The sequence below is a fragment of the Pseudonocardia alaniniphila genome, assembly GCF_022524485.1.
In the GTDB taxonomy this organism is placed as follows: Bacteria; Actinomycetota; Actinomycetes; order Mycobacteriales; family Pseudonocardiaceae; genus Pseudonocardia; species Pseudonocardia alaniniphila.
In genome coordinates, this window is the sequence record NZ_JAKXMK010000041.1 from 47,354 (window position 1) to 68,483 (window position 21,130).

At 68.4% G+C, this 21,130-nt stretch carries 24 protein-coding genes; 9 read left to right on the top strand and 15 right to left on the bottom strand.

What is annotated here, in order from left to right; genetic code table 11:
• Window positions 1-16: 16 nt before the first annotated feature.
• From MMF94_RS36715 to MMF94_RS36730, 4 genes are all read right to left on the bottom strand, one after another.
• Complete coding sequence (locus MMF94_RS36715) at window positions 17-868, bottom strand: FtsK/SpoIIIE domain-containing protein (protein WP_241042079.1); 852 nt, start codon at window positions 866-868, stop codon at window positions 17-19.
• Window positions 869-1,003: 135 nt separating this feature from the next.
• A complete protein-coding gene (locus MMF94_RS36720) occupies window positions 1,004-1,855 on the bottom strand; it encodes a hypothetical protein (RefSeq protein ID WP_241042080.1) in 852 nt (283 codons plus the stop codon).
• 126 nt (window positions 1,856-1,981) lie between these two features.
• Window positions 1,982-2,314, bottom strand: coding sequence for a hypothetical protein (locus MMF94_RS36725; RefSeq protein ID WP_241042081.1), 333 nt, complete (start codon window positions 2,312-2,314; stop codon window positions 1,982-1,984).
• Between the two features lie 40 nt (window positions 2,315-2,354).
• The gene (locus tag MMF94_RS36730; protein WP_241042082.1) at window positions 2,355-2,759 is read right to left on the bottom strand and encodes a hypothetical protein; all 405 of its coding nucleotides are present in this window, start codon (window positions 2,757-2,759) and stop codon (window positions 2,355-2,357) included.
• Between the two features lie 259 nt (window positions 2,760-3,018).
• Between MMF94_RS36730 and MMF94_RS36735 the strand changes: the two genes are divergently transcribed.
• Entirely contained in the window at window positions 3,019-4,014 is a 996-nt protein-coding gene (locus tag MMF94_RS36735) for an NsdA family TPR-like regulatory protein (RefSeq protein ID WP_241042083.1), read from the top strand.
• Here the strand turns inward: MMF94_RS36735 and MMF94_RS36740 are convergent.
• Both MMF94_RS36740 and MMF94_RS36745 read right to left on the bottom strand, forming a co-directional pair.
• Window positions 3,995-4,579 (bottom strand): NUDIX domain-containing protein, encoded by a 585-nt coding sequence (locus tag MMF94_RS36740; RefSeq protein WP_241042084.1) that lies wholly within the window; start codon window positions 4,577-4,579, stop codon window positions 3,995-3,997. The genes MMF94_RS36735 and MMF94_RS36740 overlap by 20 nt on opposite strands.
• Window positions 4,580-4,684: 105 nt before the next feature.
• Entirely contained in the window at window positions 4,685-5,152 is a 468-nt protein-coding gene (locus MMF94_RS36745; RefSeq protein ID WP_241042085.1) for a DUF6924 domain-containing protein, read from the bottom strand.
• 575 nt (window positions 5,153-5,727) lie between these two features.
• On the opposite strand from MMF94_RS36745, the gene MMF94_RS36750 reads away from it, so the two are divergent.
• Window positions 5,728-6,021, top strand: a complete 294-nt coding sequence (locus MMF94_RS36750; RefSeq protein ID WP_241042086.1) for a hypothetical protein — start codon at window positions 5,728-5,730, stop codon at window positions 6,019-6,021.
• A gap of 37 nt (window positions 6,022-6,058) precedes the next feature.
• On the opposite strand, the gene MMF94_RS36755 is transcribed toward MMF94_RS36750, so the two are convergent.
• Both MMF94_RS36755 and MMF94_RS36760 read right to left on the bottom strand, forming a co-directional pair.
• Window positions 6,059-6,583, bottom strand: a complete 525-nt coding sequence (locus tag MMF94_RS36755) for a hypothetical protein (protein WP_241042087.1) — start codon at window positions 6,581-6,583, stop codon at window positions 6,059-6,061.
• A gap of 310 nt (window positions 6,584-6,893) precedes the next feature.
• Window positions 6,894-7,457, bottom strand: coding sequence for a site-specific integrase (locus tag MMF94_RS36760; protein ID WP_338104412.1), 564 nt, complete (start codon window positions 7,455-7,457; stop codon window positions 6,894-6,896).
• A 103-nt stretch (window positions 7,458-7,560) separates the two neighbouring features.
• Here MMF94_RS36760 and MMF94_RS43875 point away from each other — a divergent pair, with 103 nt between their 5' ends.
• Window positions 7,561-7,863: a transposase gene (locus MMF94_RS43875; RefSeq protein WP_417715115.1), complete on the top strand. Its 303-nt coding sequence runs from the start codon at window positions 7,561-7,563 to the stop codon at window positions 7,861-7,863.
• Complete coding sequence (locus MMF94_RS36765; protein ID WP_417715116.1) at window positions 7,863-8,705, top strand: IS3 family transposase; 843 nt, start codon at window positions 7,863-7,865, stop codon at window positions 8,703-8,705. The genes MMF94_RS43875 and MMF94_RS36765 overlap by 1 nt, the downstream gene beginning before the upstream one ends.
• 67 nt (window positions 8,706-8,772) lie before the next feature.
• Here MMF94_RS36765 and MMF94_RS36770 read toward each other — a convergent pair whose 3' ends face one another.
• The 7 genes from MMF94_RS36770 to MMF94_RS36795 all read right to left on the bottom strand — a co-directional run bounded on the left by MMF94_RS36770 (window position 8,773) and on the right by MMF94_RS36795 (window position 15,387).
• The gene (locus MMF94_RS36770) at window positions 8,773-10,014 is read right to left on the bottom strand and encodes an acyl-CoA dehydrogenase family protein (RefSeq protein ID WP_241042088.1); all 1,242 of its coding nucleotides are present in this window, start codon (window positions 10,012-10,014) and stop codon (window positions 8,773-8,775) included.
• A gap of 539 nt (window positions 10,015-10,553) precedes the next feature.
• Window positions 10,554-11,063 carry a transposase gene (locus tag MMF94_RS43880; RefSeq protein WP_379660527.1) on the bottom strand — a complete coding sequence of 170 codons (510 nt, stop codon included), beginning with the start codon at window positions 11,061-11,063 and terminating at the stop codon, window positions 10,554-10,556.
• A gap of 362 nt (window positions 11,064-11,425) precedes the next feature.
• Entirely contained in the window at window positions 11,426-11,893 is a 468-nt protein-coding gene (locus MMF94_RS36775; protein ID WP_241042089.1) for a hypothetical protein, read from the bottom strand.
• Between the two features lie 339 nt (window positions 11,894-12,232).
• Window positions 12,233-13,141 carry a hypothetical protein gene (locus tag MMF94_RS36780; protein ID WP_241042090.1) on the bottom strand — a complete coding sequence of 303 codons (909 nt, stop codon included), beginning with the start codon at window positions 13,139-13,141 and terminating at the stop codon, window positions 12,233-12,235.
• Window positions 13,142-13,225: 84 nt separating this feature from the next.
• The gene (locus MMF94_RS36785) at window positions 13,226-13,912 is read right to left on the bottom strand and encodes a hypothetical protein (RefSeq protein ID WP_241042091.1); all 687 of its coding nucleotides are present in this window, start codon (window positions 13,910-13,912) and stop codon (window positions 13,226-13,228) included.
• Between the two features lie 42 nt (window positions 13,913-13,954).
• Window positions 13,955-14,116 (bottom strand): hypothetical protein, encoded by a 162-nt coding sequence (locus MMF94_RS36790; RefSeq protein ID WP_241042092.1) that lies wholly within the window; start codon window positions 14,114-14,116, stop codon window positions 13,955-13,957.
• Window positions 14,117-14,592: 476 nt separating this feature from the next.
• Window positions 14,593-15,387: a TauD/TfdA family dioxygenase gene (locus tag MMF94_RS36795; protein WP_241042093.1), complete on the bottom strand. Its 795-nt coding sequence runs from the start codon at window positions 15,385-15,387 to the stop codon at window positions 14,593-14,595.
• Between the two features lie 434 nt (window positions 15,388-15,821).
• On the opposite strand from MMF94_RS36795, the gene MMF94_RS36800 reads away from it, so the two are divergent.
• The 5 genes from MMF94_RS36800 (at window position 15,822) to MMF94_RS36820 (ending at window position 21,058) form a co-directional block, all read left to right on the top strand.
• Complete coding sequence (locus MMF94_RS36800; protein WP_241042094.1) at window positions 15,822-16,694, top strand: ABC transporter substrate-binding protein; 873 nt, start codon at window positions 15,822-15,824, stop codon at window positions 16,692-16,694.
• A 176-nt stretch (window positions 16,695-16,870) separates the two neighbouring features.
• Window positions 16,871-17,680, top strand: a complete 810-nt coding sequence (locus MMF94_RS36805) for a histidine racemase CntK family protein (protein WP_241042095.1) — start codon at window positions 16,871-16,873, stop codon at window positions 17,678-17,680.
• Window positions 17,673-18,512, top strand: coding sequence for a class I SAM-dependent methyltransferase (locus MMF94_RS36810; RefSeq protein ID WP_241042096.1), 840 nt, complete (start codon window positions 17,673-17,675; stop codon window positions 18,510-18,512). Before MMF94_RS36805 ends, MMF94_RS36810 begins: the two co-directional genes overlap by 8 nt.
• Window positions 18,513-18,515: 3 nt before the next feature.
• On the top strand, window positions 18,516-19,811 hold the full coding sequence (locus MMF94_RS36815) for an opine metallophore biosynthesis dehydrogenase (protein WP_241042097.1): 1,296 nt from the start codon (window positions 18,516-18,518) through the stop codon (window positions 19,809-19,811).
• Window positions 19,808-21,058 (top strand): MFS transporter, encoded by a 1,251-nt coding sequence (locus MMF94_RS36820; RefSeq protein WP_241042098.1) that lies wholly within the window; start codon window positions 19,808-19,810, stop codon window positions 21,056-21,058. Before MMF94_RS36815 ends, MMF94_RS36820 begins: the two co-directional genes overlap by 4 nt.
• The last annotated feature ends 72 nt before the right edge of the window (window positions 21,059-21,130 follow it).

Genomic DNA, 21,130 nt, shown 5'->3' on the forward strand with positions numbered 1-21,130 from the left:
GCAGGGATGAAGGTGATTAGGCGGCAGGTCCGGGATCGGACCGGTTCTGCCGGATCATCTGGGCTGCGGCGATGATCGCGCGGACCTGCGCGTCGTTGAGGTAAGCGGCCTTGAAGCGGCGAGGAATCCCGCCTTCGGCAAGTAGCCAGCCGACCCCGAGGTCTTCGGGCCGGATGTTGCGGGCGGAATAGCCCTCTTTGGCCCAGCCGACCGACAGCACGATGTCGGAGGATGAGTCGGTGGTGCAGCGGAAGGCGACGCGGAACCCGAACAGGTCCCGCAGCGAGGTGGGGATGATGTCGGCGGAGGGGCGTTGGGTGGCGGCGATGACGATGATGCCGGCGGCCCGTCCGCGGGCGACGAGGTCACGAACCAGGTTGCGGAACTCGTCCTGCTCCTCCTTGGAGCCGATCGTGACCGAGTAGTAGGCCAACTCGTCGATGACGCACAAGATGACGTCCAGGCCGTCAGTGCGCAGGATCTTGCGTCGTCCGGCGGCGTCGAGGAGCCGGTAGCGGATGTCCATCTCGGCCTGAAGTTCCCGCAGGCGGGTGAGGGCGTCGGTGATGGTGTTGCCGACGAAGATGTCGGCGACGGGGCGCCAGAGCCCGAGTTCGACGATCTTCCCGTCGAGCAGCCACAGCCGGGCGTCGGTGGACAGGGCGGCGTGGGCGATGATCGTGTTCAACAGGGAGGACTTGCCGGAGCCGGGTTCCCCTCCGCAGAGCAGGTTGCGGTACATCAGGGTGACCTCGACCGGGATGCCGTTCTCGTCGATCCCGAAGTGGATCGGGTCGTAGATCGAACGGGTAGGGCGTGTGGGTTGGCCGGGGCGTCGAGTGCGCGTGCGGCGGTGGTTGGCGGTCATCGTCAATCGGTTCCTTGTGTCGTGGTGGTTCTCCTCGGTGTGGTACGGCGCGGGGGATGCGAGCGCGGCCCGGATAAAGCCCGGTGCGTGGTTCTCGCATCCGTCCGTCGTCGCGTGTGGACACATCAGCGGTGGTCAGACGTAGTCGCTGACGTCCACTCCTCCGAACCCGGTCACCGGGTCATCGAGGTCACTGGCGTCGTTGCTGCTGGCGCCGTTGGTGGTGCGTGCTGGCACAGTGGTCGGCGTCTTGCGTGCGGGACGGGGACCACTGGTGGTGGCCGGTTCCGCCGTTGGAACGGGGGCCAGGCTGGCCCGGTCCGGGAGTGGCACAACCGTGCCGTCGATCTCGTCATCAACGTCCGTGTCGACGTCGTCGATGACATCGGGTGTCAGCACCAGGTTCGAGCCGAGGGGATCACGCCGGACCACCTCCACCAGGACGTAGGCGGCCTGGCTGCGTGAGCCGGTGATACGAACTTCTCTGGCCCAGCAGGCGGTGGCGAGCTCGGCGGTGACCCGTTCCAGGTCCTTGACCGACAAGCCGGCCGGGAGCCACACTCGGACCCGTTCCCCCACGGGGGAGGGCCGGGACCACACCAAGAACGGCATGCGTCCGTCGTGGGTCATCGTGCGGGTCTGCGCGAAGCAGGACCGCATCCGGTGCCGGGTGGTCACACACCACGCCCGGCGAATCAGATACCGGCGGGATGCCGGGACCGCGAACACCACACAGGTGGTGGCGGTGAGAACGTAGAACGCGGCGTCCGAGCCGATCTCCTCACGCAGGACGACGGATGCGACGACCAGGACCGTGAGCACGGTCAGTTCCGCGCGAGCGCGGACGATGAACCCGAGAACCTGCCAGATGATGTTCTGTTCGGGTCGGGTGAAGAACTCGACCGCCCCCATAGCAGGGGTAGTGCGGCCGGAACGGCGGCCGAAGCCCAAACGGCCACGGGTGTGGCCCTGACGTGTGCGTGCCATGACGTTGGGTTCCTCTCACACTCAACGGGTTGTGGTGAGATGCGCAGAGGTGGACGCGGGGCCGCACATACGGCCTGTGAACCGGCGGTCCCGTGTCCACCCCTGCAACTTGCGAGGCGTCGAGGATCAGAAGCCGGCTGCGCCGATGTTCTGCTCGTCCTCGATCCTCAGGCGGTAAGACACCGCCGACTTGAGCTGACCCAGGTGGGTCATCGCGATCTCCAGACACTCGGTCGCATCGACCAGATGCCCGTAGCGGACTGCCGTCCCCTTGTCGCGGTCGTAGTCCTCGGCCAGCTCGACGAAGTTGCCGGCCTGATACAGCGACTCAGACACGATCCCGCTCAACGAGCGCCAGATCGTCTCCCGCACCTTGTCGGTGCTTGCCGGGGGCCGAAACGGCTCCCGAACATTCGACTGTTCCGGAATCACCACGGCGGTGCCGTTGGTCTCGACCATCACGACCTACCTTCCCCGATTCGAGTCGGATTGGTCGCGTTCAGTTGGCCGGCTTCGGGGCCGGAGCCCCGTTCGGCATCGGAACGACCGAATTGGCACGAAACGCCACCCGAGAGTTGCCGTTCTGCACCCACGGCATCGCCTGCAGACGGTCGACCGACACGAACTGACCCTGGTGCATCTTGGGCGGATCAGCGATCGCCACCGTGACCAGAATCGTCTCCGCGTCCCCGTCAGTCCAGGCCACGAGCTTCACGGCCCACAGGGGCAGGTTCGTACCACCACTCTTGTCCCGACGCTGCACACGGTCCTTGTCCAGACGCGGCTCGAACTCACCGCTCACCTGAAACTTCGTCGCGGACGTGTCAATGATGAGATCCATGACTGCTGTGCTCCCCTTGCGGATCAACTTGCAGGTGATGCACACCCGGACGGGTGTGCTCATCTAGGACACCAAGCGGGCAGCAGCTGCGTAAATTCACGGATGTAAACAGTTCCGTGTTTACGGTGTCGTTTACACGGTTGACCAGGCATAATGAGAAGGACCGGATCGTCACGCGGGGGGAATCGACGCTATGACATCCGCGCTTCGGGATGCGCGCGACGCCCAGGGGTGGACGCTGGAGCAGACTGCCGTCCGTCTGTTGAGATTGGCCGAGAGTCGTGGGGCGGCGCTCAGCGTCAGTCGCGCGAGTCTGCGCCAGATGATCTCGGACATGGAACGCGGGCGGCGTAAGCCCGGGCACTACAAGCCGTTGCTGTGCGACCTGTTCGGGCGGACAGCCGACGAGCTCGGCTTCCCCGACGACCAGCCTGAGGCAGTCCTGGTTCCTGCGGTGGATCTCAGTGCGATGCTCTCCCAGGCGTCGGCAGTCACGCCGGCCACGGTCCAGGATCTCCAGCGACAGGTGGACGGGCTCAGAACGCTCGATCGCCAGCTTGGCTCTCCGGCCGTCATCGAACCGACCCGTCACCTGGTCAACACCGTGCAGGACCTGATGTCGCACGTCTTCGCCTGCGGGATCCGCAGCACGCTGGCGGCGGTTCTGTCCGACGCAGCAGCCTTGAATGCCTGGCAGGTACTCAACGCAGGAGAGGTGCAGGGAGCCTGGAAGCTGCACGACCTCGCACGGACTGCAGGTCTCGAATCCGCTCAACCGCATCTACTCGCACACGCGATGGGGGAGCAGACCTACGGTTTGCTTGACCTCGACCGGCCAGCCGACGCACTCCAGCTGATCGAGGCAGCACGTGAAGTCGCCGGCACTCGCGTCCCGCAGCTGCTCCGCGCGTGGTTGCACGCAGCCGAAGCCGAGGTACACGCGGCGCTCGGTGACGGGCTCAAGTGCCGGGCGGCTCTGGATGCTGCGACGAAGACGCTACCCAGCGACACGAACAACGCCGAGACACCGTACGTCTCACTCGACGAATGGCATCTGGAGCGATGGCGAGGCAACGTCCTTGCCAAACTCGGCGACTCGACCGCCCTACAGTCATTACTGGTCGCACTAGAAGGCACGCCCAGCACCTTCGTCCGAGCAGCCGCATCTCTGCATTGCGACATCGCCCAATCACTGGCGATGCGCGGTGACCGTGCAGCCTCTCTGCGTCATGCCCAGCAGGCGCGAACCCTGGCGAGGCAGACGGGGTCGGTACGTCAGCTCAAGCGGATCGACGTCGTTATGCGGAAGACGGCCTGAACTCGACCCCGCGGCTCAGAGCCAGCAGTTGGAGGAGAGCTACAAGCGTGCCGGCGCCCAAGATCTCACGATCAGCGATAAGCCGAGGGACGTCGGCGAGGGGCACCCATCGCATCTCGCCCGCTTCCTCGACGTCTGTCGGTTCCCCGATCTTCTCGAACGACCGCCACAAAAAGATGTCGATGCGCTCGTTGACCATTCCGGGTATCGGCTGGAAGTCGATCAGGTGTTCCGGTTCACCGTGCGGTTGCCAGCCGCTCTCTTCCCTGGCCTCCCGTGCTGCCGTTGCGGCGGGAGATTCCCCTGGCTCTACAAGACCGCCGAGTAGCTCGTATCCCCACGCATCGACAGCGAAGCGATGGCGACGAAGCATCAAGACCTCGTCGTTCTCGTTGACCAGCACCGCTATCGCGACTGGCTTCATGTGCACGACGTGATGTTCGAAACGTCGACCGTCCGGAGGTTCGATGTCGACCAGCGTAAGACGAATCCACTCATCGTCATAAATCGTCCGCTCGCCATGGCGGACAGTTCGGTGAGCCTCTGGCTGAGAAGAGCCGGTCACTCAGGAAGTCTACCAGCGGGCCAACAACGCAGCTGAGCGCAAACCGGGCCTGGTATCCGATGGCAGGCACGCAGCGAGCGGACAGGCGATGGTCCGACGCGGGCACTAGAAGCCACGGAACACCCCGTCCTCGGCCACGTTGTCGGCGAAGTTGGCCCAGTCCAGGTTCGCCAGGGACAGGTTGTTCTCCACCGCCCACAGGTAGGTGACTACCACCCGGAACTCGGCTCGCGGTTCCTCGTTCAGGTCGGCGTACTCGGGCTCGGGGTAGGGCACCGGCACGACGAGGAGCGGGTGACCGGACGAGGCCAATGCTTCGTGGTCGGCGACGAAGAAGAAGTGGATCCCATTGAAAGGTTCCGGGAGCAGGCTACGCAGCTGGGCTGCGGTCAGATCCCGGTATACCTCGTCATCGACAATGTCGACGGTGGCCAGGAATCCCTCCTCCGACGGAGTCCGGACGCCTGCGCAGAGGGCTTGCCACGATCGCTCGCTACTGAAATCGGTGCGCACGAGGAGCACTGCCCCGAAAGGCCGCAGCGCGGGGGGTGTCGTCGGGTCAGGGGAAGTCACGGCGGCACGATAGCCGTGGTCACCGAGGACGACTCAACACCGTACGGGCGTCGCCACGAGGCCGATCACGGGGTGCCAAACATGTGGTGAGACCGATCGCCAGTCCTGCTCGACCGGACGGGCCCGGCATGTCGGCAGTCGGCACGTTGGCAGGAAGGTCTTGGGCGGTGAGGACTTTCTATACGTCTTCAAGCCGTCCCCTGCCGGGGACGGGCCGGACCGCGCCGGACGGCATGCGCGGCCGCTCCCTCCCGCCTTCGGCTCCCGGGCGGCCGCGCGCCTATGGGCCGCCGGCCATGCGCCGGCAAGAGGGTGCTGTGTGACGTGCGGGAGGTCATCCCCGCTGGCCGCTGATCGTCTTAGCGTGCCCGAACGGCGTCAACCCCGCTGCGCGCCCCGATCCCGCCGGTGGTGGCGTCGAGCAGGGATGCACAAGCGGGGTTGTGGTCGGGTAGCGGGATCGGGGTCCCGGGTTGACGCCGCCCGGTCCCGCCAAGTGCAGGCCAGGATCGCGGGGATGGGGCGCAGTCTGCGAATCCTGCCAAGTCGGGACCTTCAGCTCGTACTGTCATCCCATGAGCGCCAGCGCAGACCCAATGCCCTCGCCACCGTTCCCCGCGACCGACTCTCCGGTCCTCTGGATGATCGTGCAGAACGCCATGTCCGCGTATGAGACCGGAGAGACGGACGTCCGCGGCGCGATCATCCATGCAGCAGTTCACGGGTGGTACGAGGGACACGCGCAGGGCGAGGACGCCTGCCCCGGCTGCGACTTCCGCGGCGAACTGCCCAAGCAACAGTGGAAGGGCGACGTCGATAACCGCGCCGCGTGGGCGTCCGGCAAACGTCAACCTGACCTTGACACCTGACGAATGATCTCCCCAGAGTTCTGGAGAACGGATGAGCTTAGAGGGGGACTGGTGCTGGACCGATCTCAAGGGCTACGACCTCTGGCGCGACCGTTCGGGCGAACGCAAGAGTGTGCTGCAGTCGGGGGTCCGGGGCTGCCTTGCTCGGTGTGTCGTACTCGCCGGTGACGAGCAGCCCGTCCCGGGTGGCGTCGGGTCCCGAGATCAACGTGATAATGAAGCCGTTCCACTCTGCGCGACCCGCACTCGCGAAGAGCCGCTTGGCGGCGTCGTCGAGTTGGGCGCGTGAGTAACGCACGAGGCGGATGGTGAGTGCGATGTCTCGCCGCGCGGCTTCCGCACGGACAGTGTCGTGCAGAGGCGACTCGCCGGCCCAGAGCAGGGTCGTTGCTTTGCCCGCCGCGTCGTTGATGCCGCCGACGTAACCGGCATCGCGGATCCCCGGAAGCTCAACCAGCCATGTTGTGAAGGTGCCCAGCTCCCTCTGGTTGGCCAGTAGCGCCGGATCGACAGACGCCAGGTATTCGTCTGACGAGCCCGGCACCGGATGCTGCTGCGACACCTGCCGATTGTGCCCCGGATCTTGGAGCGAGCGAACAACAATGAGGCCGAGACTTTTGGAGCGGGGGGCCATGTACAGCAGCGAAGTACAGCAGCCGCACCAGCCGTAGGCATCCCGCCGGAGCCGCTGCATGCTGGCTGACCTCGCGCGAAGCCTTAGCAAGCTTGATCGCCATGAGTTCACACCGAAGAGGTCACTGGTTCGATCCCAGTATCGCCCACCGCCGAACGGCCTGGTCAGGAGCTTCTAATGGAGCTCAGGACCGGGCCGTTTTGCTGTGCGGGGTCGGGGTGTGTGACTAACTGAGTGACTACGGGTTTGGGTGGGGAAGACGGTCCATGATGGTTGCGCCGTCGTTGATCACGGGCCGGAGTTGTTTGCGGTAGACGGTCTCGGTGACGGTCGAGCCGCCGGTGTGTCCGACCAGGCGGGCGATGTGTTCGATGGGGACGCCCTCGTCCGACAGCAGGGACACGAAGCTGTGTCGTAGCTCGCGTGGTGTCCAGTCCTTGGCGTTGAGGCCTGCCGCGGTGGCGATGCGGCGGAAGCCGCGCCGGACGTTCGCGGCGTCGAGTGGGGTGCCGGCTTCGGAGGCGAAGACGAGGTCGTGGTCGGCCCAGCGCTCTTTGGCGAGCGTGCGTTGTGCGGTTTGTCTGGCCCGGTGTTCGCGGAGCGCGTCGATGCATCGTTGGGGGAGGGCGAGGGTGCGGCGGGAGGTGCGGGTCTTGGTGTCGCCGCCTGCTCGGACGGAGCGCCAGACCATCATGTGGGGCAGGACCGGTGGGCTCGCGTGGGGGTTGCCGTCAAGGTCGACGTGGCTCCAGGTGAGGGCCCGCAGTTCTTCGGTTCGGGCGCCGGTGAGTAGGGACAGCAGTGAACCGCCCCGGGGTGTCCGGAGACTTTGATGTGCCCCGAGTTCCCTGGAGGCGGCTTACTGGATGATCACGGTCCTCTGACCCGAGAGGATCGCCAGTTCCGTGCCGAAGAGGTATCCCGCCGAGTTCCGCCGCAAGGTCCTCGACCTGGTTGCTGCGGGCCGTCCCGTCGCTCAGGTCGCCGCTGATCTCGATATCAGGGATCAGACGATCTACGTGTGGCGACGCCAGGAGCTGATCGATACCGGCCAGCTTCCGGGCACGACCAGTACCGAGAACGCCGAACTGACCGCGGCGCGCAAACGCATCGCCGAACTCGAGGCCGGAGTGGCCATCCATCGCCGAGCTGCACAGCTGCTCGGCGAGGTGGTGTCCCCAAAAGACGTTACGAGGCGATCGCGGTGATGGCCTCGGAGAAGCTGCGCGTTCAGCTCGCCTGCCCAGTGCTCGGCGTCGCCGAGTCCGGCTACTACGACTGGCGCTCGCGCCCACCCTCGGCCCGCTCGCTGCGCCATGCCTGGCTGACCGAGCAGATCCAGGCCGTCCACCAGGCCTCGTTCGGCACCTACGGCTCGCGCCGCGTGCACGCCGAGCTGCGTCTCGGACTGGGCATCGTGGTCGGTCACCCCGGCGTGGAGATGCTCATGCGCCGTGCCGGGCTGGTCGGCCTGCCCGGACGTAAGCGTCGCCGTCCGATCCACGACACCCCGTTCGCCGGCGACCTGGTGGACCGCAACTTCGCTCGCCACCGGCCCAACGAGTTGTGGGTCACCGACATCACCGAGCACCCCACACGCGAGGGAAAGGTCTACTGCGCGGTCGTGCTGGACGTGCACTCCCGCCGGGTCGTGGGCTGGTCGATCGACGCCTCGCAGACCGCGGCGTTGGCCACCAACGCGCTGAGCATGGCCATCGCCAACCGCAGCCCGAGACCGCAGACCGCGACCGTGATCCACTCCGACCACGGCGTGCAGTTCACGTCCTGGGCCTTCACCCGTCGAGCCCGAGAGTCCGGGCTGGTGCCGTCCATGGGCCCGATCGGAAACTGCTACGACAACGCCGTCATCGAGTCCTTCCGCGTGCAGACTGAGCTGCTCAACCGCCGCCGATGGCGCACCCGCCTCGAGCTCGCCAACGCCCTGTTCGAATACCTGGAGATCTTCCACAACCGCCGCCGACGCCACAGCGCCCTGGGCATGCTCACACCGATCGAATACGAAAAGCTCCACGCCACCGCGACCGCGTGAACCCAGCAACCCGACTCCGCCAAGTCCGAGGCACATCAGAGCCTCCACAGGACCCAGGGCGGTTCACTCAGACGGACCCGGTGACCTGTTCCTTGATGCCCAGGAGCGCGCGCCCGTAGATCTCCCTGCCCAGCGACGTCGAGACCCCCGCATGCCGGGATCCGGTGGCCAGGTCGCGCCAGAACCGCTGGAGCGGGTTGCTGCGACGGAAGCCCGCGGTTCCGCCGATGTCGAGCAGCAGTTCCATCGCCTCCCGGCACCGCTGCATGACCACGCCGTTGTCCATCCTGATGCGGGCCCGGGCCGCAACGTCCAACCGGCGGCCCTCGATCGAGGCGGTCTCGATGTCGGCGGCCGCGCGGTAGGCGTGCAGCCGGGCGGTGTCGATGAGCGACGCGGCCTCGGCGATCCCCAACTGGACACTCGGCGAGCGGACCGCGTCGGTGTAGGTCGAGCTGGTGATCGGCTTCCCGTCACTTAGCGTCTCGAGCACATGTTCCAACGCACCCTGAGCCATCCCGATGATCGGGCCCGCGAGCGACACCCGCAGCCACGATTGAACCCGCGCGAGATAGACACGCTCGCCCTCCTGCCACCGCTGCCGCGAACCGCGCAACCTCCGCGCGGCCATGGTGCGGTACTCCGGCACGAACACATCACCCACGACGACGCTGTCGCTGCCGGTGCCCTCCATACCGGCCACGTCCCAGCTGTCTTTCACCTCGACGTCGCAGGCCGGGACAAGGACGAGGCGGGCATCGGGCTCCGGCGTCGAGCCGGCATCGACGAGCACCCGCAACAGCACCCACTGCGCCTGATGGATCCCCGAGGCGTAGCGCCATTCCCCGCTGACCCTGATCCCACCCGGCACCGACCGCACCGAGTTCGACCCGGCACTTTTCAGCGCCGCGCTCACCGCCGCGTGAGCGTCCGTGCCCCAGATGTCATGCCGGGCCTCATCGTCGAACAGCGAGGCCATGAACGCGGAACCGCAATAGATCTTCCCGACCCAGGCGCTCGATCCGCAGCCACGAGCCAGCTCCGCGAACACGTCGATGACCGTGCGCACGCCGGCCTCGCGGCCACCGAACCTCCGTGGCGCGGTCAACGTGTAGAAGCCCTCGGCACGCAGCGCCGCGTCCACCTCCGGCGTCAGATTCCCCCGCTGTTCGGTCTCCGCCGCATGAGACCGCAGCAGCGGCACCAGCTCCCGAGCGGCAGCAATCAACTCCGCCCGTTCAGCCGGGTCGTTGAGTTCGGTCGGAACAGACACGGACGCACTCATAAGTCCCCTCGATGCTGTGGGCAATTTCGCCCGGTCTGCGAACGATCACCGGAATGGACATGAAAGCCTGCTCCGATCGAGCGTCGCCTGACATCGACCAGACCCAGGCTGGAGCCGATGACTTCGGAGGCTGCCCAGGACGCTGGGCATGTCATTCCGTGCTCCCCTCGAATGTCACTTCGTTCGCTGCGCAGACATTCGCCGCGCAACGGTGGCCAGCTCATGGACATGACTTGTGGGCACGCGCGATCCTGGCACATTCTCGATATTTCGCTTCGGATCATTCGGGGGTGAAGATGCTCCCAGCGCTATCAGCGAGAGTAAGCACCCGACGGCGCTACAGCGAGTTCGGTCAGGCGTTAGGGACGTCCGCGGCGGACTGCTCATACGCGGCGGACCGGAGGGCGGCGACGCAGTGATTGCAGGTCCGAGTGTGATGCGCTGGTGTTGGCGAGGAACTGGGTTAAGCAGGTCGACGAACCGGCTTGGCTGCTCGACGTGCGGGGAGTGCCCCACCCTCTCGAAGACCTGCAGGCTGCTGCCGGGAAACCGGTCGTGGGCACTCACCGTGCGCGATCGGGATGACCGAGTCCCTGTTGCCGCCGACGAGCAAGACCGGGATGTCGGCGAGCAGATAGAGCCGCTCGGTACCCACCAGGCGCTGGCCTGACCAGTCGAGCCCTCCGCGCACGGTTCGAAGGCGCCGCGAGCCCCGTCGTCGGTGAAGGAGGTGAATGCGCTGGCCAGTCCGTCGAGCCCCGGTGCGTCCAAGTGTTGGATGCGTTCGGTCTTGTACCACCCGTCGATGTAGACGAACTGGTCGTTCTCCGCCTCGTCCGCAGCTCGGCGTTCTCGCGCCGGAGCCGGCGCAGCTCCTCGGTCTCGGCCGTGGTCGGGCGGTCATTCCGTTCGCCGCGGTTGGCCTCGTCCTGGCGGATCCAGTTGCGCAAGGCCTCGTAATGCACCCCGAGCTGCTCGGCCGGCCGGCGGATCACCGGCCGCGGGTATGTCTCCTGGTAGAGACGTACGGCGCGTTCACGCAGCCCATCGGGGTACTTCTTCGGTGCTGCCACAGAAACTCCCTACACGACCTACGGCCGTGATCGTCGGTTTCCGGGCTACCGGGGGAAGCTCACCGACGACCAGCGTGCGGGCCAGCCATCCGCCCACGGGCAGGACGACCCCGTGACGTGGTCGGCGCTGGTGGTCAGAAGGCTGCGGCGGGGCGAGGATGGTTGGCTTGCGAAAGCGGCCCATGCCGCGCGGGCAGCGATGGTGACACTTGAGGCGAAGGAACAGGGTGAGGATGTGCCGCAGCAGGCGCCCGGCGAGCTCCCGCTGCTGCATAGGCGATCATCGCCGCGTACTTCGGCCAGGGCGTGCGCCCCGACCTCCGCGTGGTCGGAGCCTGACGCGTTCTACAGGGGTTGAACCGCTACTTCAGCAGTATCTCGACGTAATTTCCGATCACACGAATGCTGAAGATGATTGAGTGAACCTTTCCGGCGCACGTATCCGCGTCCGCGTCACTGCACACCGGCGATGCCTCAGCTTGGGCTTCGTCGGACAGGTCCAGCGCGCCGCGAAGCAGGCTGACTGTCCCCGTGTCCGGTCCTGCGTAGGCGTTGACTCGCATCCGGCCTGATAGCTGATCGACGTCGGCTCGTAGCCGGTCTGTGAGCTGACCGGCGTTGCTCACGGCGTGTGGACAGAGGGTCGGATCGACATCCGTACATGCCACCAGCTTCCGTTCAAGGGCGTCCAACTCCGCAGCTGCCGACCTGAACTCTTCGGCCAACTCGGCCTCGGCGGACAGCGCGGGTGCGGTGGACGCCGGACCGGTACCGGTCGGGAGCGGCGGAAGCCTGGGGCCGCATCCGGACAGAGCCAGCGCTGCGATCAACGCAGCACAGGTTCGTGTTGTCCAGCTACCACGCCAATTCATGGTGGGACTCCTGCCCGTCGTTGCTTGACTCGCATGCTGGCGGCGCCATGCTCCCGGCCCTGTGCTGGGTGAGGCGGCCCGCCCTGTGACGCAGTGGGATGACGCATAGTCGTCAGAGGCAGGCGCCGACTTCCGGCTTCCCGTCCGCCGGCGGCCGCTGCGGGGTGCCGGTGCCCTCACCGTGGTTCGCGGGCACCGTCGGCTGGGCTTCCGGACACAATGCACCGCGCAATACGTATCCCGCGGCTCGGACCGGGGCACCCTCCGATGTGGACTCCGGCTTTGTGGACAACCCGGTTAGGCCTTCTGGTGCATCTCCATCATCTGCTGGTGCTGTGTCATCGCGTCCAGCGCTTGTTGCCGGGCCTGCCTCGCCCGCCGTGCCCGCACCGCGGGCCAGGCGAGCGCCGTGACCAGTAGGGCCAGCGCTGTGAGGGACAGCAGCCCGTCGATCCGCAGCGGGACCGTCATCCAGCCGCTGAGCAGCCCGACGAGCCACAGCTTCAGCGCGTTGGTCGCGAATGTGCTCGGCAGCACCAGGAACGGGACGCTGAGCTCCAGCCGGACGGATGTGATCGCCGTGGCCAGGACACCCACTGTCAGCAGCTGCACACTGAGGCCTGCGGCGAGCTCGACGCCCGGCAGAAGCAGTACCCCGCCGCCGAGCGCAAGTGCGGTGAGAGGGAGCTCGGCGACGGACCACGACAGCTGGGAGCGTCGGCTCCGCATGAGCAACGCCATGGCGACCAGACGCAGGAACCGGACCAGCCCGGCACCGGCAAACAGCACTACGGCTGCGGCGATGGTCGGCCAGAAGCCTTCCAGCCGGCTCGACAGGCCGATCGTGCCCAGCGCCTGGACGACCGCCCATAGCAGACCGACGCGCAGCGCGCCGTGAACCGCCAGGCGGAACACCCACCACGTCCCGGCCATCGAGATGTACAGCCACTCCGACGAGTCCGACCAGACGTCGAGGGCGCGCTCTGCGAGAGCCCGGTCCACCCCGTCCAGCACGGCCAGCGCTCTCCTCGCCAGGGTGAGCAGAGCCTGGTAGGCCGTCGCCGCCAGCACGACCTCGGGCCACGGCGCCAGCGTCAGCCCGGCGACCAGGACCGACGTGACCCACATCCCGATCGCGACCTCGACCAGCCGAACCAGCCACCACCCTGCGGCGCGCTGCCGCCGCGGCCAAGCTTCCGGCGCCATCGATTTCCCCCCGTTTCGCCCCTCCCGGGAGTATGGGAGACGACACCGACAGTTGTGCATCTCAAGCGGTGCGGCCCGGCCGGGTCAGGCCGTCGCGCAGACGGATGTGGCTGTTCGACGCCGCCGCCACGATCCTCGAGGCGCTGCGGGCCACCGAACCCCACCAGCTCGCGCAGCTGCGCAGGTGGGGAAGGCTTCGGCGTAGCGGCGAAGCGTCGGCCACCGCGCTCGGCGGGGGTTCAGGCGAGGTCTTTCTCGTGTTCGATCTCGACCGGGGCCCGGGGTGTAGCCGTGGTGGCGGGCCAGCCGCTGTGCGCCGGCGTGGTAGGAGGCGGCGCGGCCGATGGCCTGTCCGTGTTCGGTCTCGACGAGGTAGTGGCCGTCCTGGCGGACGATGGAGCCGGAGAAGTCCCCGCCGCCGCAGGTGACCAGTCCCAGGCCGGGGCGCACTACGTCGACCAGGAGCCGCCCGCACGAGGGCCGCTTCCCCGGCCTGCTACCCGCACCCGTGGGCTTGCGCTCGGTGGGCTTGCGCTCGGTGGGCTTGTGCGGTGCGGGTGCGGGTGCGCTGGTGTGGGTGGGGCGGCTGGTCAGCGGCCGGAGGGCGGCCCACCGGTTGACCATCGTGCGGGTCGCTTTCGGGACCAGTACGGAGTGGGTGGGGCCGTCGTTTCGGCCGTAGCGGACCTGGTGGATCCCGCCGGTGCTCAGGTGCCCGGAGTCCAGCAACTGCCGCACGGTGTCCTGCTCGTAAGCGGGTACCGGCTCCACCACGACCTCGTGGCCTTTCCCGGCGGGGGCGGCGTCGCGCAGCTAGACCGGCTCGGCCGGTCCGGTGAGGACGGACCCGCGGGCCAGCGCGGCCCGGACCACGGAGGCCACCAGCTCCACGTCGTTGATCTCGCTGCGCCGCGTCGTCGGCGTCGGGGCGGCGGTGGGTTCGCCCCACAGCCCGTCCTGCAGCGGGGCGGTCACCGTGATCACCACCAGGACAGCCGGGCCTCAAAGCCCCACTGGCGGGCGAGCTGAATTGGGACGGGTCGCCCGGCTTTGCTGACGGTGCATCCGCCTGGTTGTCAACCGGCGCCGCCATCTAGCGTCGAGGCGATCAAGGTCGTGCCCCTGCCGAGCCGCGGCACAGACTAGGCGAGGTGTCCGGGCATCGGTCGGAGATCCGCCGTTGCAGGGGTGTCTACGGTGCCTCCATCGGGCCGATATATGAATATCGTTGTCATTATGGTGGGCGCAGTGCGTCGACTCAAGTAGGTCGTGCCGGCCGAGATGATCGGACTGCTAACGGTCCGACGATCGCCCCTCGACGAACGCGGTTTCGCGCCGTCCGCGCGACGGCCCGTCTGCATTGCCGTGGCCGACGCTTCGCCGCCGACGTCTACCCGTAGGCGGCGCCCCGGCCCGGCCGCTCTGCGCGGTGGATGCCGGCGCCGGACGGGTCACCATGCATGCGAGGACAGGACCGTGAGGATGTGCATGGATCGCCGTCCACGGAAGCCGTCCCGGCCGTGGAGCATGCGGTAGTTGTCGACCACGAGGATCTCGCCCGCCTCCAACCGGAAGCGCGGAGCGGCGGCGGCCGCAGTGGTCAGCACGTCGGCGTAGGACCGGAGCATCCGGCTGTGTGCGGCAGCGTCCGGTTCCTGTGGCGCCGGCGCGGCGCTGGTGCTGGCCCGCACGATCAGGCGACCGCCCCGGGTGTACTCGACGAAGCGGCGGACCACCGGGGTCGGCGGGACGCCGCGGGCGGTCACACTCGGGCCGAAGAAGTCGACGTCCGCAGTGGTCAGGAACGCGTACAGCTCGGGATGGTCGGTCCGGAGCCGTTTGAGCAGCCGGTAGCCGTCGACGACGATCGAGTACCCGCCGGATGGAGCCGGCGCCTGGCAGAGCTGGAGCAGGTAGTCCTCGTCGGGGTCGCGCAGTCGCACCGCGCGGCCGTGCACGTCGACGACGACGTTCGCGCCGTCGGAGTGCAGCGGCAGCGGTCCGGCGTCCTCCTCGGTCTTGTGCCGCACGGGGAACACGGTCCGCAGCCGGGTGCCGAGCAGGTCGGCGGCGGCCAGGACGAGATCACGGGGGTCACCCGGCCGTCCGGTCAGGATGGCCGCGCCGTCCCGCTCGACCAGGGCGGCGGCACGTGAGTCCGCGCACCGTTCGGGGAGCAGCCCGGTCCGGCCAAGCAGGTCCTCGGGCACGGCTCCGGCCGGAGTGCCGGGGGTGGCGACGGTCATCAGTACTCCTCTGGTCGGCGAGCGGCCATCAGCATGCGGTGCGCCGCCGCCGCGACGCACCGCCCGGTCGGCTAGCGGCCCTTTGACATTGATAATGATTATCTTTACTTTGATCTAGGCTTCGCGCGGTTGCGGCGGTGACGACGCGCCGCAGGTGCCTACGGGCCGGGCCGCCGGTTTCCGGTGATCGGCGGGATGGTGCGGCGGGCGCCAGCGCCGTGCCGTGCGCCGATGAGAACCGCGAACGAGAACGAGAACGGAGTGTTCGACCGATGAGACGTCTCGCGCCCTGTGTCGCTGTCGTGGCCGGCCTGGTCATGACCGTGGCGACCGGTTGTGGCGCGCCGGCCGAAACCGACCGCGGCGCCGCAGCTGGGTCGGCAGGTGCCTCTGCTGCGGGGCCGATCACTGTGGACAGCTGTGGTCGGGAGGTCGTGTTCGACTCGCCACCGGAGCGGGTGCTGGCCATCGGCTCGGAGGCGCCGTCGTTGCTGGTCGCCGCAGGCGTGGGCGACAAGGTGACGCACTACGCCGGGAGCCTCGCGGTGCCGTTCGACGCGGCGACGAAGACCGTGGTCGAGGGTGCGGAGCACGTCATCGAGGACTCGCACGCCCTCTCGTTCGAGGCGATCATCAATACGGGGGTCGACGTCGCCATCGGCACCGACATCGGTGCGGGGGTCGACCTCGACGGCCTGGCGGATCGCCTGGCCCAGGCCGGGGTGCAGCTGCTGACGGTGAGCGGCTACTGCGCGGGTATCGAGGGACGGACGACGGCCGGGCTGAGCGGGTTCGACCTGATCTACCGGGATGTCGAGACCTACGGACGGGTGTTCGGGACCGAGCAGGTGGCAGCGGGTGCGGTGGCGGGCATGCGGGACCGCGTCGCGGCGGCCACGGAGCAGGCGGGCGCGCAGTCGGAACGGCGCGCGGTCCCCCTGTACGTGAGGGCCGAGGGCCCTCTGGGCTCCTACGGCGGCCAGTCGCTGGTGTCGGAGCAGATGACGTTGCTGGGACTGGACAACGTGTTCGGCGGCGTGGCGAAGCGCTACTTCGAGCCGACCACGGAGGAGCTGGTCAACGGGGCACCCGACCTGGTCTTCGCGATTTTCCTGCCCACGGGCTCGTCGGCATTGGAGACCGATCAGGACGTGGTCGCGGAGTTGCGCAGCCGGCCCGAGCTCGCCGGGATCCCGTCGGTCGCCGACGACGCGGCGCTGCTGCCGCTCAACTACTACTACACCTCCCCCGGCCCGCTGGCCATCGACGGGCTCGAGCTGATGGCCGCCCGGCTGGCCGGTCCGTGAGGCGGCCCGGGGCCCCGAGACGGACCCGGCCGCTGGCCGGACTCACCCGGAAAGGAGCAGCGCGTCCCAGATCTCCGGTGACGGGGCAGCCACGGGGGGCCGGTGGGCACCGGTGCGCGCTCGCCACACCGGCACCGACGGGTCCCGGCCGGAAGGCTGCCATAGAGATCGACTTCGTGAAACTGAGCCCGACGCAGAACATGACGCTGCTGGTCAGGAGCCGGCATCCGGTCCGGGACTACCGGCCCATCGCGGCCGAGCTCCTCTCCGTGGGGCACGTGCACGCCGAACAGGTCGGGTTCGTCCGGACCCCGAGGTCGCCCGCGGCGCAGGTCCGCCTGCACATGGCCGGCGACGAGTTCTGCGGCAACGCCTGCATGGCGCTCGCCGCGCTGACGGCCGCGGAGCTGGGTTTGGGCGTCGACGACCGGACGGACGTCGTCCTGGAGGCGTCGGGGGCGGACGAGTTCGTGACGTGCCGGGTGGAGCGCCAGGACCCCGACTACTACTGCCGGCTCGCGATGCCACTGCCGCTGCGAGTCGAGCCGTACCCGATCCCGGGCCTGGACACCGGCCGGTCCGCCCTGGTCCGGTACCGCGACTCGCTGCACGTCGTGATCGAGTCCGACCGGCTCGACCAGGAGACCAGGGACCGGGCGCAGGCCGTGGCCACGCGGCTGGGAGCGACCGCCGGGGTGCCCCTGATCGGTGTCATGCTCTACGACCCCGGCCGGCGGGAGCTGGCTCCCCTCGTCAACGTGCCCTCGCTGAGCAGCGTCGTGTGGGAGCGCAGCTGCGGATCCGGAACGGCATCGGTCGGCGCCTACCTGGCGACGAAGGCACGAGGCCCGGTGCGGACGAGCGTGCACCAGCCCGGGGGGACGATGCATGTCCAGGCGGATCACGATGCTCGCGGCGTGACGGCGGTGCGGGTCGGCGGACGGGTCGCCATCGTGGCCGAGGGGACGGCGTACGTCCATGCCTGACACGTTTCCCGCGCTCTCGGGCGGCGCCCGAGAGCTGCTCCTGTCGTTGCACGAGTACCGACGGCGGTTCCGCGCGGCGGCAGACGGGTACGACGGATCGACCGGGCGCGCTGCCGAGCTCGAACAGGTCATGGCCGACTACTCGGTGTTCGTGACCGACGAGCGTGGCGGTGCCCTGCTGACCGAACTCGAGCGGGACGGGTCCGCCGGCGTTCCCGACCTGATGGCCGATCTGCGTGCGGAGTCCGCGCGGTGCGCTGCCGTCATGGAGAAGTACCGCGCGCTCAAGCTGCTGGAGGGCCGCGCCGAGTCCGCCGGGTACTTCGCCAACGTGGAGTCGTGCATCGAGCAGGAGTTCGGGGCCGTCGAGCTGACCCCGGCCTCGAACGTCCTGCTCGTCGGCTCGGGATCGTTCCCGATGACGCTGCTCAATCTCGCGGAGCGCACGGGCGCCTCGGCGGTCGGTGTCGACGTCGACGCCGAAGCCGTCGACCTCGGACGGCGGGTCGTGCAGCTCCTCGGCAGCGGCCTGGACATCACGCTGGAGAACGTCCCCGCCGAGGACCTGCCCTTCACCCGACGCGCGACCCACGTCATCTTCAGCTCGACGGTCGAAGCGAAGTACGACCTGCTGCACCGGCTGCACCCCTCGACGCGCGACGACGTCGTTGTGGCGATGCGGTTCGGAAACGGGTTGAAGTCGCTGTTCAACTACCCGATGCAGGAGGTCGACCCCGAGCGATGGCACCTGATCGAGACGATCCGCCGACGGGACCAGGTGTTCGACATCGCGGTGTACGTGAAGCAGCTCCCCGGACGAGAGGTGAGGTAGAGCATGGACCACCTCGGGAGGGTCCTCATCGCCGGGACCGGTCCGACCGCGGTGCAGATGGCCGTCCTGGTGGGGCGGCTCGGGCGCGCGGTCGGCATCGCAGGCAGGGAGTCGACGCGGTCGGAGGCGTTCTTCACGGCGCTGGCCGGCAGCGGGGGCACCCTCCGCATCGACGTCCAGAACGACAAGCACCGGGGGCTGTCCGGCGAGTGCCGGGTCGAGCAGCAGTTCCGCGGATACGGGACCGTCGCGGGGGAGTGGGACACCCTGATCCTGACGGTGACCGCGGACGCGTACGTCCCGGTACTGCAGCAGCTGGACCGGCGTGTCCTGCAGCAGCTCGACCGCATCGTCCTGGTGTCGCCCACCTTCGGCTCGAACGCTCTGGTGTGCCAGTACGCGAAGCAGCACGGAGCGCACCCAGAGGTGATCAGCTTCTCCAGCTACCTGGGTGACACCCGGTGGCCGGGCGGCACCCCGACCCGCTCCGCGCTGACCGCGGGGGTCAAGCGGAGGATCTACGCGGGGTCGACCATCCGACGATCGGACACCCTCGACCGGCTCCGCGGCCTGCACGAGCCGGTGGGTGTCGCCGTCGAGGTCGTCGACCGTCCGGTCGAGGCGGAGACCAGGAACATCTCCCTCTACGTCCACCCTCCACTCTTCATGAACGAGGTCACGCTGAACGCCGTCTTCGTCGAACCCGAGCCCACGAAGTACGTGTACAAGCTCTTCCCCGAGGGCCCGATCACCCCGACGTTGATCCGCAACATGGTCGCGCAGTGGCAGGAGCTGACGGCCATCGTCGTCCGGCTGGGGGCGACCGGGGTCAACCTGCTCGAGTTCATGCTCGAGGACAGCTACCCCGTCCGCCCGGAGAGCATCAGCACGTCGGACGTCGCGGCCTTCGAGCGGCTGTCCACCACGAACCAGGAGTACCTCGTCTACGTGCGTTACGCGTCCCTGCTGATCGACCCGTTCTCCGAACCGGACCGCGACGGGCGGTACTTCGACTTCTCGGCCATCCCCATCCGGCCGGTCTTCCGCAACGGCGCGGGCGAGTGGGACGTCCCGCGGATGCCGAAGGAGGACTACTACCGCACCAAGATCATCCAGGGCGTGGCCAGGAACCTGGGGGTGGCCTGCCCGACGATCGACGCACTCCTGGCCACCTATGAGCGGGAGCTGGAGCGGGCGGCGACGGCGCGCGCAGGCGACCAGGTGTCCGACGCCTTCGTCGTCCAGGACTTCGGCGAGGACCTGCGCATGATCTGCGCCGAGATCTCGGGAGCGTCGTGAGGAACACCGACTTCGACAGGATCCCGGCCGACCAACTGCCGAGTGAACGACGGATCGTCGCCGCGGTGTGGCCGACCCTGCTCGCCTCGGCCGTCGGTCTCCTGCCGTTCACGGTATTCAGCACGTTCCTGGTGTCGATCGCCGACGCCGTGGGCGACGGCGACGCCGCGGTGGGGACGCTCCGCGGGCTGGGCGGCATCGGCGCGGTGCTGGCGGGCATCGCGCTGGCCCCGTTGATCGGGCGCATCGCGCCGGGCCGGGTGGCTGCTGCGGCGTTGGTCCTGCTCGCCGTGGCGTCCGTCGTCGGGACCTTCGCCTGGATGCCCACCGTGGCGGCGTTCTGCTTGCTGACCGGTGTGTCGAACGCGCTGATGTACCCGGCCCTGTCCACCGCGGCCGCGGACCGGTTCGGTGACGGTCCGGCCGCGGCCCGCGCTGCGACGCTGGTGATGACGGCCCAGACGCTGGCGTCCACGCTGGCCGCGCCGCTGATCGCGCTGCCGGCCCTGTGGTGGGGCTGGCGGGGCGACCTCGTCGCGGTCGCCGTCGTGGCGCTCGTGCTGACGCCGGTCATGTTCCGCTACGGCCGCGACGAGCGGCCCACCGACCGCGGCGGTCAGCGGCCCGGTTATCTCGCCACGTTCCGCACGCTGGCCGCCGTCCCGGGGGCGCGCGCGCTGCTCCTGGTGGCGTTCGGGCGCGCGGGAGCCTTCATGGGGAACCTGGCGTTCCTGGCCCCGTTGTACAACGACAGGTTCGGGCTGTCGCCCACGGTGTTCGCCTTTATCTGGACCCTCAGCGGCGGATCGTTCTTTCTCGGCCACCTCGTCGCCGGGCGGCTGCTCAACACCGATGACTCCGACCGGCGTGCCCATCGCGTGATGATGATCTGCCTGCTGACGGCCCTGGTCGCACTGTTCGGGGTCTCCTTCGCCCCAGTGCTGCCGGTGGCGCTGCTGTGCACCGCGGTGCTGTCGGCCAGCCATGCGGTGATCGCAGCTGCCGTGGTGACCCTGCTCGTGCGCCGCTGCGGCGACGTGCGTGGGCCGGCACTGAGCCTGAACGCGTCGGGGATGAGCCTCGGCCTGTTCCTCGGCACGGCGGCCGCGGGGGCCGGGCTGGCGGTGGGCGGTTACCCGGGTGCGGCCGCCGTCCTCGGCGCACTCACCGTGCTCGCCCTCGGCGCCGCGCTGACCCTCCGACCCCCGCGAGAGGCAGACGTGATCCACCCCGGCGGTCTCCGGTGAGCGCTCCCGAGGACTCCCGGCGCGATCCAGGCCCGGCTTCAGTCCTGGCCCCCTTCGCCGACGACCCGGGCG